Annotated in this window: 11 protein-coding genes; 5 read left to right on the top strand and 6 right to left on the bottom strand. The window is 71.2% G+C overall.

Annotation, left to right across the window (positions count from 1 at the left end; genetic code table 11):
• Positions 1-74: 74 nt before the first annotated feature.
• From tilS to dacB, 3 genes are all read right to left on the bottom strand, one after another.
• Positions 75-1,136: a tRNA lysidine(34) synthetase TilS gene (tilS, locus tag ABZ532_RS05810; protein WP_361279845.1), complete on the bottom strand. Its 1,062-nt coding sequence runs from the start codon at positions 1,134-1,136 to the stop codon at positions 75-77.
• A gap of 154 nt (positions 1,137-1,290) precedes the next feature.
• Positions 1,291-2,424: a zinc-dependent metalloprotease gene (locus tag ABZ532_RS05805; protein ID WP_361279843.1), complete on the bottom strand. Its 1,134-nt coding sequence runs from the start codon at positions 2,422-2,424 to the stop codon at positions 1,291-1,293.
• Positions 2,425-2,516: 92 nt separating this feature from the next.
• Positions 2,517-3,923, bottom strand: a complete 1,407-nt coding sequence (gene dacB / locus ABZ532_RS05800; protein WP_361280103.1) for a D-alanyl-D-alanine carboxypeptidase/D-alanyl-D-alanine-endopeptidase — start codon at positions 3,921-3,923, stop codon at positions 2,517-2,519.
• Positions 3,924-4,164: 241 nt separating this feature from the next.
• On the opposite strand from dacB, the gene ABZ532_RS05795 reads away from it, so the two are divergent.
• Entirely contained in the window at positions 4,165-4,659 is a 495-nt protein-coding gene (locus ABZ532_RS05795; protein ID WP_019888410.1) for an inorganic diphosphatase, read from the top strand.
• Positions 4,660-4,761: 102 nt separating this feature from the next.
• A complete protein-coding gene (locus ABZ532_RS05790) occupies positions 4,762-6,411 on the top strand; it encodes a threonine/serine exporter family protein (RefSeq protein ID WP_361279842.1) in 1,650 nt (549 codons plus the stop codon).
• 75 nt (positions 6,412-6,486) lie between these two features.
• On the opposite strand, the gene ABZ532_RS05785 is transcribed toward ABZ532_RS05790, so the two are convergent.
• Entirely contained in the window at positions 6,487-7,197 is a 711-nt protein-coding gene (locus ABZ532_RS05785) for a VTT domain-containing protein (RefSeq protein ID WP_361279841.1), read from the bottom strand.
• 166 nt (positions 7,198-7,363) lie between these two features.
• On the opposite strand from ABZ532_RS05785, the gene ABZ532_RS05780 reads away from it, so the two are divergent.
• Positions 7,364-7,732 carry a YbjQ family protein gene (locus tag ABZ532_RS05780; protein WP_361279840.1) on the top strand — a complete coding sequence of 123 codons (369 nt, stop codon included), beginning with the start codon at positions 7,364-7,366 and terminating at the stop codon, positions 7,730-7,732.
• Between the two features lie 102 nt (positions 7,733-7,834).
• Here ABZ532_RS05780 and ABZ532_RS05775 read toward each other — a convergent pair whose 3' ends face one another.
• Positions 7,835-8,596 carry a MerR family transcriptional regulator gene (locus tag ABZ532_RS05775; protein WP_361279839.1) on the bottom strand — a complete coding sequence of 254 codons (762 nt, stop codon included), beginning with the start codon at positions 8,594-8,596 and terminating at the stop codon, positions 7,835-7,837.
• 128 nt (positions 8,597-8,724) lie between these two features.
• Here ABZ532_RS05775 and ABZ532_RS05770 point away from each other — a divergent pair, with 128 nt between their 5' ends.
• Positions 8,725-9,996, top strand: coding sequence for an ion channel protein (locus tag ABZ532_RS05770; protein ID WP_361279838.1), 1,272 nt, complete (start codon positions 8,725-8,727; stop codon positions 9,994-9,996).
• Positions 9,997-10,023: 27 nt separating this feature from the next.
• Positions 10,024-11,451: a glutamate decarboxylase gene (locus ABZ532_RS05765; protein WP_361279837.1), complete on the top strand. Its 1,428-nt coding sequence runs from the start codon at positions 10,024-10,026 to the stop codon at positions 11,449-11,451.
• A 352-nt stretch (positions 11,452-11,803) separates the two neighbouring features.
• On the opposite strand, the gene ABZ532_RS05760 is transcribed toward ABZ532_RS05765, so the two are convergent.
• Positions 11,804-12,037: a hypothetical protein gene (locus ABZ532_RS05760; RefSeq protein ID WP_361279836.1), complete on the bottom strand. Its 234-nt coding sequence runs from the start codon at positions 12,035-12,037 to the stop codon at positions 11,804-11,806.
• Between the last annotated feature and the right edge of the window lie 102 nt (positions 12,038-12,139).

Raw genomic sequence — 12,139 nt, 5'->3', positions numbered from 1 at the left:
CCTTCTCGTTCACCCGCGTCGCTTTCTGTCGCTGCCCGGCGTCCCGATCGCCCGGCCCTGTCGGCAGGACCGGCTCAGCCCTGCCGGATGACCAGTCTGCCACCCTGCCGACGGGCCTCGACGCGGCCGGGCAGGTTGATGGCCCGCTGGCCGCGCCAGCCGGTGATCAGCCGCTCGACCTCCTCGACATGCCGGGCGAACAGCGAACCCGCAGGTGAACCGGCTGTCACCAGCGCACGCCTGAGCACGCGGCGGCGCACCGCGGGAGGCAGCGCGTAGAGCTTCGTGCAGTCGAGCAGCCCGGACTCGTCCCGTACGGAGGCGTCGACATCGGCGGCCCAGGCGTCGAGCGCGTCAGCGTCGTCGCGGGACAGTTGGGCGGTACGGGCCAGGGCCTCGACGACACCTTTGCCGAGGGCCTTCTCCAGCGCGGGCAGGCCCTCGTGGCGCAGCCGGGAGCGGGTGTACGCCGGGTCGGCGTTCATCGGGTCGTCCCACACGGGGAGCTGCTGTACGAGGCAGGCCTTGCGGGCGGTCTGGCGGTCGAGCTGGAGGAAGGGGCGACGGTAGCGGCCGGTCGGGGACACGGCGGCCATACCGGAGAGCGAGCGGATACCGGAGCCGCGCGCGAGGCCCAGCAGAACCGTCTCCGCCTGATCGTCCCGGGTGTGCCCGAGCAGCACGGCGGCGGCCCCGAGCCGGTCGGCCGCCTCGTCCAGGGCGGCGTAGCGGGCGTCCCGGGCGGCGGCCTCGGGCCCGCCGTCGCGGCCGACCGAGACGGCAATGGCCTCCACGGGGTCGAGCTCCATCTCCCTGAGCCGGGCGGCGACCTCGGCCGCCCGCAGGCCGGAGCCGGACTGGAGGCCGTGGTCCACGGTGATCCCGCCGGCGCGCACGGACAGCTTGCGGGCCTCGAAGGCGAGGGCGGAGGCGAGGGCCATGGAGTCGGCACCACCGGAGCAGGCGACGAGGACCAGCGGCGGCTCGGCCGTCGCCAGCCGCGCGCCGGTATGGCCGCAGCCGGGGCGACCGCGGCCGACCGTGGCGCGCGGGAGCTCGATGAGTTCGTTGAGCACGTCGTGGAGTACGCGGCGAACCGCCAGGCGTATCGCCGCGACCGCAGGATGGGGACCCATGTCCGATGCCCTTCGTGAAGTTTGGGGGTGCCTCGGTCGGAGTCGGGACGGGAGTCCGTCACTCAGAGTGCGTCGATGGTGACAGAACCGGGCCGTTCCCCGAGCATTGCACGCCTATCCATGGGCCACGGTCCCTCGGATGGGTGATTACGGCTCAGTCTGCCTTACGGTGCACCCGCGCGATCCAGTCCGCCGGTTTGGCGATCTCCGCCTTGGTGGGAAGGGTGTTCGGCGAGGTCCACACCCGGTTGAACCCGTCCATCCCGACCTCGCCGACCACGGCGCTGACGAACCGTTCGCCGTCCCGGTACTGGCGCAGTTTGGCGTCCAGCCCGAGCAGCTTGCGCAGCGCGAGGTCGAGCCGGGACGCGCCACGGGCCCGGCGGGCCTGGAACTTCTCGCGGATCTCACCCACGGACGGCACGACCTGGGGCCCCACCCCGTCCATCACGAAGTCGGCATGGCCCTCCAGCAGGGACATCACGGCGGTCAGCCGGCCGAGGATCTCGCGCTGCTGCGGGGTCTGCACGAGCTCCACCAGAGAGCGGTTCTCACCCTCCTCGCCTTCGGGGCGTCCCCCGGCGAGCGCCTGTGCGGCCTCACGCAGGCGTTCGAGCACGGCCATGGGGTCGACGTCCGTCTCGGCGAGGAACGCCTGGATCTCGCCCTCCAAGTGGTCGCGGAGCCAGGGCACGGCGGTGAACTGGGTGCGGTGGGTCTCCTCGTGCAGGCAGACCCACAGCCTGAAGTCGTGCGGCGCGACGTCCATCTCCCGTTCGACATGCACGATGTTCGGCGCGACGAGGAGGAGCCTGCCGTTGCTGCCGGCGGCCCCGGGCAGCTCACGGGTGACGGGGGCGAAGGTCTCGAACTGGCCGAGCACCCGGGAGGCGAGGAACGACAGCAGCATGCCCAGCTCCACACCGGTCACCTTGCCGCCCAGGGCACCGAGCACGGCGCCGCCCGGGGTCGCCGACCTGCGCTCCTGGAGCTTGTCCAGCAGCGGCTTCAGCAGCGCGCGGAAGCCCGCGACGTTCGCCTTCACCCAGCCGGGCCGGTCCACGACGAGGACCGGGGTGTCCTGGGGCACATGGTCGTCCGGGATCATCCGGGTGAACGCGCGGACGTGCTCCTCCGACGCCTTCGCGTGCCTTCGCAGCTCGGCGACGACGGCACGCGCCTCGTCCCGGCTGACGTCGGGGCCCGGCCGTACGAGCCGGGTCGCGGTCGCGACCGCGAGGTTCCAGTCGACCATCCCAGGAGAAGCGGCACCACCGATGCTCGTCATGCGTCAACCGTACGTGGTCGGCGGCCCGCTGCCAGTAGGTCGCGCACGGCCGGTGCCAGGGCTCATGGGGCGTCTCATGCCTTGGGGGCGCCTCAGGGGATGAGCGCCGACGCCATCCGGTCCAGGGCCGGGCGGCCCGCCCCGTAGGACGGGGTGCTCCCGGCCATGAACGCGAAGGCCAGCAGCCGTCCGTCGGCGGACACCGCCGTGCCCGCCAGGGTGTCCACACCGGTGAGGCTGCCGGTCTTGGCGCGTACGAGCCCGGCGGTGCGGGCCTCGGAGCGCTCCGTGAGGGTCCCGGTGAAGCCCGCGACGGGCAGCCCGGTGAGGACGGGGCGCAGCTCGGGATGACCCGGGTCGGCCGCACGGGCCAGCAGTCCGGTAAGGAGCGCGGCCGAGACCCGGTCGGCCCGGTTCAGTCCGCTGCCGTCGGTGAAGCGGGCCTTGGCGACGGGGAGCTTCAGCCGCTTGAGCCGTGCGGTGACGGCGGCCTGGCCGCCCGCGAAGCTCGCAGGGCGGCCGTCGGCGATGGCGGTCTGCCGGGCCAGCGCCTCCGCGATGTCGTTGTCGCTGTTGGTCAGCATCCGTTCGACCAGCGCGGCCATGGGCGCCGAGAGGGTTCTGGCGACGGTGACGGCCTTGGCGGGGCGCTTGCCCCGGTCGGGACCCGCCTCGGTGTTGATGCCGCGCTTGGCGAGCAGCGCGACGAACGCCGAGGCGGCGTCGTGTGCCGGGTCCTCCACGCGGTCCGCCGGGCCCCTGGTGGAGCCGTCGAGCCTGCCCTCGTCCAGCATCAGGGGGGTGACCGGCGCGATGTTGTCGTTGGGGCTGATGGGGTGCAGCACAGGGCCCTCGTAGAGCGAGGTCTCGTAGCTCAGCCTGATCGTGCTGACCCCGTGGTCGCGCAGGGCACGCGCGGTGCCGTCGGCCAGCGCACCGAGCCGGACCTGGTCGAGGGTGGGGTCACCGCCGCCGATCAGCGTGACGCGCCGGTGGTCCGGGGCGGCGACGACCGTGGTCGGGATGCGGTGGGTGGGGCCGGTGGCGGAGAGTGCGGCGACCGCCGTGGCGATCTTGATCGTGGACGCGGGGGTCATGGGGGCGCCCGCGTTCTTCGCGTAGAGCTGCTTGCCGGTGGTGAGGTCCACGACGGACGCGGTGAGCACCGGGCCGAGCCCGGGGTCGGTCATCAGAGGTTCCAGCGCGGGGGCGATGGCGGCGGGCGCGGCGGCGGGGGCACGGGGTACGGACAGCACGCCGGGCGCACTGGGCGCGGGCGCCGGCTCATTCGGACCATCGGGCGCCGAGGGCCGGTGATGTACGCCACCTGTCCGGCTGAGCGCCGCCGCGCGGTCGCGCTCGGCCTTACGCTGACCGGAGTCCCAGGGGCCTGCCGCGGAGACCGCGACGGCCGCGACGGCGAGGCCGGCCACGGCCGCGCCCGCCGTGAGCCGCCAGGGCTGCCCGGCCCTCCGGCCGGCCGGCCAGGTCTGGCCGATGTGCTTGAGCCGCTTGATCGCCGAACCCGCCCTGAGCTGCCATGTTCTGTGGTCAGGCACCCTGGACCAGCCCCTTTCGCGATCACACAGTTGCGTAGGGGACACTTAATCACTGCGTCTTGCCGCGAGCATGGCACCCCGTCCAGCACCGGGCCCGTCCGGCCGGAGCCCCGGGCGGCCCCGTCTCACGAGCAGTCGTACCATCACCTACATATGTGTTGATCATGGAGGAGTGCCACCCGTGGAGTTCGACGTCACCATCGAGATCCCGAAGGGGTCGCGGAACAAGTACGAGGTGGACCACGAGACCGGCCGGATCCGCCTGGACCGTCGCCTCTTCACCTCGACCAGCTACCCCGCCGACTACGGCTTCGTCGAGAACACCCTCGGCGAGGACGGCGACCCGCTGGACGCCCTGGTCATCCTGGACGAGCCGACCTTCCCCGGCTGTCTGATCAAGTGCCGCGCCATCGGTATGTTCCGGATGACGGACGAGGCAGGCGGCGACGACAAGCTGCTGTGCGTGCCCGCGTCCGACCCGCGCGTGGAGCACCTGCGGGACATCCACCACGTCTCCGAGTTCGACCGCCTGGAGATCCAGCACTTCTTCGAGGTCTACAAGGACCTGGAGCCGGGCAAGAGCGTCGAAGGCGCGAACTGGGTCGGCCGCGCCGAGGCCGAGGCCGAGATCGAGGCCTCCTACAAGCGCCTCGAGGCGCAGGGCGGCGCGCACTGACGCGTTGCCTGGCAGCCTCACCGGGCGGTGCACTCCCACACGGGGTGCACCGCCCGTCGCATACTGGCTGACCACAGCCTGAGCGAAAGGGGACAGGGAGCGGTGGCGGAGCCGGGAGGTCCTGCGGAGGACCGCAAACCGCAGTCGGACGAGGCGCACAGCGCGTTCGCCCCTCCCAAGGGCGTGGAACCGCCGCTCGGACCTCCGGAAGAGGACCACCCCTCCTCCGAGTTCGCCGTCCCCGAGGGTCTGAACCCCGAGCCCCCGCCCGTGCCGGAGGGGTCGGCCTTCACCCTTCCGTCGACGTACCGCACGAGCGACGCGCCCCCGGTCTTCACCCCCGCCTACGGAATTCCCGTGGTGCAGCTGTCCAAGGACGCCCCCTGGCAGGACCGGATGCGGGCGATGGTGCGGCTGCCGGTGAGCGAACGCCCGGCCCCGGAGCCGGTGCAGCGGCAGGACGATTCGGGGCCCGCCGTGCCGCGCGTACTCGACCTGACCCTGCGTATCGGCGAGCTGCTGCTCGCGGGGGGTGAGGGCGCGGAGGACGTCGAAGCGGCGATGCTCGCCATCACCAGCTCGTACGGCCTCGACCACTGCGAGCCCACCGTCACCTTCACGCTGCTGTCGATCACGTATCTGCCGTCACTGGTGGACGATCCGGTGACGGCGAACCGCACGGTACGCCGGCGGGTCCCGGACTACACCCGGCTGACCGCGGTCTACCAGCTCGTCGCGGACATCAGCGCCGAGGACAGCGACATCAAGCTCGACGAGGCCTACCGGCGGCTGGCGGAGATCCGGCGTAACCGCCACCCCTACCCGGGCTGGCTGCTCACGACCGCCGCCGGCGTACTGGCCGGGGCGGCGTCCGTGCTGGTGGGCGGAAACGCGCTGGTGTTCCTGGCGGCCGCGGTCGGCGCGATGCTCGGTGACCGGCTGGCATGGCTGTGCGCGGGGCGCGGGCTGCCGGAGTTCTACCAGTTCGTGGTGGCGGCGATGCCGCCCGCGGCGATAGGTGTGACGCTGAGCGCGCTGCACGCCGGGCTCCAGCCCTCCGCCGTGATCACCGGTGGGCTGTTCGCGCTGATCCCCGGGCGTGCGCTGGTGGCGGCGGTGCAGGACGGGCTGACCGGCTTTTACATCACCGCGTCGGCCCGGCTGCTGGAGGTCGCGTACTTCTTCGTGGCGATCGTCATCGGGGTGCTCACGATGCTCTACGTGGGCGTGCAGTTCGAGGCGAACCTCAACCCGGAAGGGGCACTGAGCACGGTCGAGCGGCCCGTGGTGCAGATCCTGGCGTCGATGGTGCTGTGCCTGACCTTCGCCGTGCTGCTCCAGCAGGACCGGTCGACGGTGCTGATCGCGGCGCTCAACGGCGGGGTGGCCTGGGTGATCTACGCGGCGATCGCCCTGACGGCGGGAGGCTCCTCCGTGATGGCGACGGCCGTCGCGGCGGGCCTCGTGGGCCTTTTCGGGCAGCTGGTCGCGCGCCTCCAGCACACCTCGTCGCTGCCCTATGTGACGGCGGCGATCGGGCCGCTGCTGCCGGGCAGCGCCACCTACTTCGGGGTGCTGCACATCGCGCAGAGCAACATGGACCTGGGCTTCGCCTCGCTGGCACGGGCGGCGGCCCTGGCCCTGGCGATCGCGATCGGGGTGAACCTCGGTGGTGAGGTGGCCCGGCTGTTCCTGCGCAGCCCGGCCGCGGCGGGCCAGCGCCGCGCGGCCAAGCGGACACGCGGCTTCTAGACCGTGTGGGAGAAGACCCGCCCGGGCCCGGACAGGGCCTGGTGATCCGGACGGGCCGGTGCCGCTGTGCGGGGCTCAGCGCTTGGCGTGGCGACCGCGCTGCGTGGGCTGGTCGTCCGTACCACCCGGCAGGCCGGCTGCCGGACGGGCCGCCGCGGCCTGCTTCTTGCCCTTGGAGCGGGCCCGCAGGAACTCGATGGCGATCGGGACCACGGAGAGCAGCACGATCGCGATCAGGATCATCTCGATGTTCTTGTGCACGAACTCGACCTTGCCGAGCGCGGCACCGAGCAGCGTCACGCCCGCGCCCCACAGGACGCCGCCGATGATGTTGAAGGTGATGAACGAGCGGTAGTTCATCCGGCTCACACCGGCGATGATCGGCGTGAACGTGCGCACGATGGGCACGAAGCGGGCCAGGACCAGCGACTTCGGGCCGTACTTCTCGAAGAACTCGTGCGCCTTCTCCACGTTCTCCTGCTTGAACAGCTTGGAGTCCGGACGCCGGAACAGGGCCGGTCCCACCTTGCGGCCGAAGAGATAGCCGACCTGGTCACCGAGGATCGCGGCGAACACGATCATGGTGCACACCGCCCAGAGCGGCAGGTCGATCTTGCCCGTGGTGACCAGCAGACCCGTCGTGAACAGCAGGGAGTCACCCGGCAGGAAGAACCCGATCAGCAGGCCGGACTCGGCGAAGACGATGACGAGTACGCCGATCAGACCGAAGGTGGTGATCAGGTAATCGGGATCCAGCCAGCTCGGTCCGAGCGCAAGAGTGTTCACGAGGTCCGGGCTCCTGTGGTGTGGATGGGTCGGGCGGCGGGCAAACCGGCACCTCGGCCGGCCAGTCCTGTCGACTGCCCAAAGTTACCAACGCATCCGGGTGACGCCCGGTTCCAGCGGCCCTCTCCGGATGCGGGACGAACGGGCGGCAACGAAGCTGTGCCCCATGGGCATCGATGATTACGGCGGCGGCCAGACCGCGCACGCGGATGTGCTGGTTGTCACAACGAACGACGTCCCCGGCTACGCCGTACAGCAGGTGATCGGCGAGGTCTTCGGCCTGACCGTGCGCTCGCGGCACCTGGGCAGCCAGATCGGCGCGGGCCTCAAGTCGATGATCGGCGGCGAACTGAAGGGCCTGACGAAGACCCTCGTGCAGACCCGGAACCAGGCGATGGAACGCCTGGTGGAGCAAGCCAGGGCACGCGGCGCCAACGCGGTGCTGATGTTCCGGTTCGACGTCACGGAGGCGGCGGACGTGGGCACGGAGGTGTGTGCCTACGGCACGGCCGTCGTCATCGCGCCGCGCAACTGAGCCTTCCGGGCCCCGTTCACTGGTGCGGGCGGACTTTCGCGGTGCACCGCCCCCGTTCGGCACACCACGGAGCCCGCCCGCACCACAGGTGACCGCGGGCCGTCAGGCCGGCACCCTCGCCGCGTTCGCGTGGATCGCCTCGCGGAGGTGCTCGGCCAGCCCCGGCCTGATGGAGTCGTAGAGCTCCTTGAAGCGGGGGTCCGCCACGTACATGTCCCCGAGGCAGCAGTGGATCTCGTACGTGCACGCGTAGAACCAGTCGGTGATGTGCCGGCGGTGCTCCTCCGCGAGGTCCATCGCGGACTCACCGGCTGCGGGCTCCCCCTCCGCCATCAGCGCGGCGTAGCGCCTCCCCCAGTCGGCGGACTCGGACTGCATCCGCTGCCAGTCGTCCTTGGTGTAGCGGGCGACACGCCGCTGGGATTCGGCGTACTCCTCGGTATCACCCCAGCGTTCCTCGACCTCCTGCGCGTACTGCTGCGGGTCCCGGCCGCCGAAGACCTCGAACCTCTCCTCCGGCGTGAGCTTGATTCCCAATTTCCGTGCCTCCATGGCGTGCTCGACGGCCTCGGCCATCCTCTGGAGCTCGGCGATCCTTCCGGTCAGCAGTGCGTGCTGGCGCCGCAGGTGTTCCTGCGGGTCCACGTCCGGATCGTCGAGCAGGGCCAAGATCTGGTCGAGCGGGAAGCCCAGCTCCCGGTAGAAGAGGATCCGCTGGAGCCGGTCGAGATCGCCGTCGTCGTAGCGCCGGTGGCCGGCGTGGCTGCGACCGCTCGGTGAGAGCAGCCCGATCTCGTCGTAGTGGTGCAGCGTCCGCACCGTCACGCCGGCGAGGCCCGCCACCTGACCCACCGAATAGCTCATCGGTTCCCGCTCCCCGCTCTCGTACTGGTACGCACGTCAGCCTGGCTCCTCACGCCACGTGAGGTGCAAGCCCCTCCTTTCGAGAGCGCTTGCCCGTTTTAAACTGATATCGCCGATATCGTGAGCCCGTGACCACGACCGACCGCGGCCTGCCGGCCACTCCGGCCCGTGCGCTGCTGCCGCTGATCATCCCCGCACTGGTCGTCGGCGTCGGTTCGAGTCTGCTGCTGCTCGCCCTGACGGCGATCTCGGAGCAGCTGAAGAAGGTCCTGTGGACAGTGGTGCCCGACGCCCTCGGCGTGGGCTCCTACTCGTCGCTGTGGATGTTCGCCGTACTCACGGCCACGGGCCTGGCGGTCGGGCTCGTGGTGTGGAAGGTGCCAGGGCACGCCGGCCCCGACCCGGCCACGGTGGGGCTCGTGGATCCCCCGATGCCGCCCCTGGTGGTACCCAGCCTGCTGCTCACCGCCGTGCTCGGACTGGCCGGCGGGGTGAGCCTCGGCCCCGAGAACCCGATCACCATGGCGAACATCGCACTCGCCGCCTGGCTCGGCGGCAGGGCGATGCGGGGCACATCGGCCGACATGTGGGCGGCGCTCGCCGCAGCGGGCACGGTGGGCGCCCTGTTCGGTACGCCCGTCGCCGCCGCGCTGATCCTCACCGAGAGCCTGGCGTCCCGCCCCGGCCCCGGCGCGCTGTGGGACAAGCTGTTCGCCCCCCTCATCGCCGGGGGCGCCGGGGCCCTGACCACCGTGCTGATCGCCCATCCGACGTTCGACCTCGCCCTGCCCGAGCTGGCGCGGGCGCGTTGGGGCGACATCCCCGCCGCGTGGCTGGTGGCCTGTCTGGGCGCTGTGGTCGGCCTGGCGGCGGTGTACGCGCTCCCGTACCTCCACGCGGCCTTCCACCGTCTGCGGCACCCGGTGCTCATGACCACCGCCGGCGGGCTGGTGCTCGGACTGCTGGGGACGCTCGGCGGAAGCCTGACCCTGTTCAAGGGCCTGTCCGAGATGAAGGTGCTGGCCTCCGACCCCACCGGCTGGACGGCGGGGCAGTTCGCGGTGATGGCCTTCGTCAAACTGGCCGCGCTCACCGTCGCCGCGTCCTGCGGCTTCCGCGGCGGGCGGATCTTCCCCTCGGTGTTCATCGGGGTCGCCCTCGGACTGGGTGTCAGCGCCCTCGTACCCGCGGTGCATCCCACGCTCGGGGTGGCCTGCGCGGTACTGGGCATCCTGCTGGCCGTCACCCGGCAGGGCTGGCTGAGCCTGTTCACCGCGGCCATCCTCGCCGCCGACCCCCATGTGTTCCCGCTGCTGTGCATCGCCGTGCTGCCGGCCTGGCTGCTGGTGACGGGACGCCTCCAGATGCAACTCGACCAGCACGGTTCCTCACTGCGTTGAACTCTGAGATCGGAAAGGCGACCTGACATGGCACCACTACACAAGGGCGGCACGGGCCGCGAGGAGAGCCAGGAGCGGCGCAGGCTCTCGCTCAACCCCTTTTTCGGGGAGGCCGATCCGACCGGTTCGATGACCCTGGCGCCGCCGAAGCACCAGCTTCCGGACGGACCCATGCCGCCCATGACGGCCTACCAGCTCGTCCATGACGAGCTGATGCTGGACGGCAACTCCCGTCTCAACCTCGCCACCTTCGTCACGACCTGGATGGAGCCCGAGGCCGGGAAACTGATGGCGGAATGCCGCGACAAGAACATGATCGACAAGGACGAGTACCCGCGGACGGCCGAGCTGGAGCGGCGCTGTGTCGCGATGCTCGCCGACCTCTGGCACGCGCCCGATCCCTCGACCACGGTCGGCTGCTCGACCACGGGTTCGAGCGAGGCCTGCATGCTCGCCGGAATGGCCCTCAAGCGCCGCTGGGCCAAGCGCAACGCCGACCGCTACCCCGGCCCCGGTGCCAAGCCCAATCTCGTCATGGGTGTCAATGTGCAGGTCTGCTGGGACAAGTTCTGCAACTTCTGGGAGGTGGAGCCGCGGCTGGTGCCGATGGAGGGCGACCGCTTCCATATCGACCCGCAGGCGGCGGCCGAGCTGTGCGACGAGAACACGATCGGCGTCGTCGCCATTCTCGGCTCCACCTTTGACGGCTCGTACGAACCGGTCATGGAGGTCTGCGAGGCGCTGGACGCACTGAAGGAGCGCAAGGGCCTGGACATCCCCGTGCATGTCGACGGGGCGTCGGGGGCGATGGTCGCCCCGTTCGTGGACCCGGAGCTCGTCTGGGACTTCCGGCTGCCGAGGGTGGCCTCGATCAACACGTCGGGACACAAGTACGGACTGGTGTACCCGGGTGTGGGGTGGGCGCTGTGGCGCTCGCCGGAGGACCTGCCCGAGGAGCTGGTGTTCCGGGTCAACTACCTGGGCGGCGACATGCCGACGTTCGCACTGAACTTCTCCCGGCCGGGCGCGCAGGTGGTGGCGCAGTACTACACCTTCCTCCGGCTGGGCCGCGAGGGCTTCCGGGCCGTGCAGCAGACCACCCGCGACGTGGCGCAGAGCCTGGCCCGCAAGGTCGAGAAGCTGGGCGACTTCCGGCTGCTCACCCGGGGGGACCAGCTCCCGGTGTTCGCCGTCACCACGGCCCCGGACATCACCAACTACGACGTGTTCGACGTGGCGCGGCGGCTGCGGGAACACGGCTGGCTGGTGCCCGCGTACACCTTCCCGCCCAACCGGGAGGACCTGTCGGTGCTGCGCTTCGTCTGCCGCAACGGCTTCTCGGCGGATCTGGCGGCGCTGCTGGTGGAGGACCTGGGGCGGATCATGCCCAGCCTGCGCAAGCAGAGCGCCCCGCTGAGCAAGGACAAGGCGGCGGCCACGGGCTTCCACCACTGACGATCTCGTGGACAGCGGGCCGTGATGACGGCCTGATCAGCGCGAAGGTGTACGCCTCGCCCTCGATCCGCTCGATCAGACCGTGCGCCCACCGCGCACGGCGTCCGCCGAGTGGGGGCACATGTTCATGATCTCGCCGATACGGCCGGCCGCCCGGGTCCTCGGCGGCTCCTCGGCGGGCAAGCGGTCCTGGTCGCGGACATCGGCCGGCTCGCCACTCCCCGACCGCGTCCGTGCTGCCGCCCGGCCCCGGGCACCAGTAGCCGGACGGCGGACATCCGTACGCCCGCACGCCGTAGCCACCTGCCCGATTCCGGCTGGGGGACCGACCCGGGCCCGGGTCAGCGCGCCCTCAGGGCACCCACTTGTACTTTCCGCCCCCGACCCAGCGCACATCCGCGGGGTCGTCGAGGTCGATGGGGTTCAGCCCGGCGCCATGGGCCAGCTTGATCACGTCCAGCATGTCGCGGGCGGTCCCCGCCACCTCTCCGTTGATCTCCACCATCCGGAACGGCGGCTCGGCGGCCACGACGGGGAGGACCACCACGGGCGTGGGGACGAACGCCTCATGCTCATCGTTGCTCATGCCTACAGCGTGTGGCAGGGGCGAGCCTCGCACACGTCGAGCGACTCGGGCCCTGCCGACCGGATCCGGCGGGCAGGGCCCGGTGACCGCTGCGCGCGGGCC

The organism is Streptomyces sp. NPDC019396 (assembly GCF_040632375.1).
Taxonomy (GTDB): Bacteria; Actinomycetota; Actinomycetes; order Streptomycetales; family Streptomycetaceae; genus Streptomyces.
This window is presented reverse-complemented; position numbering and strand designations above follow the sequence as displayed.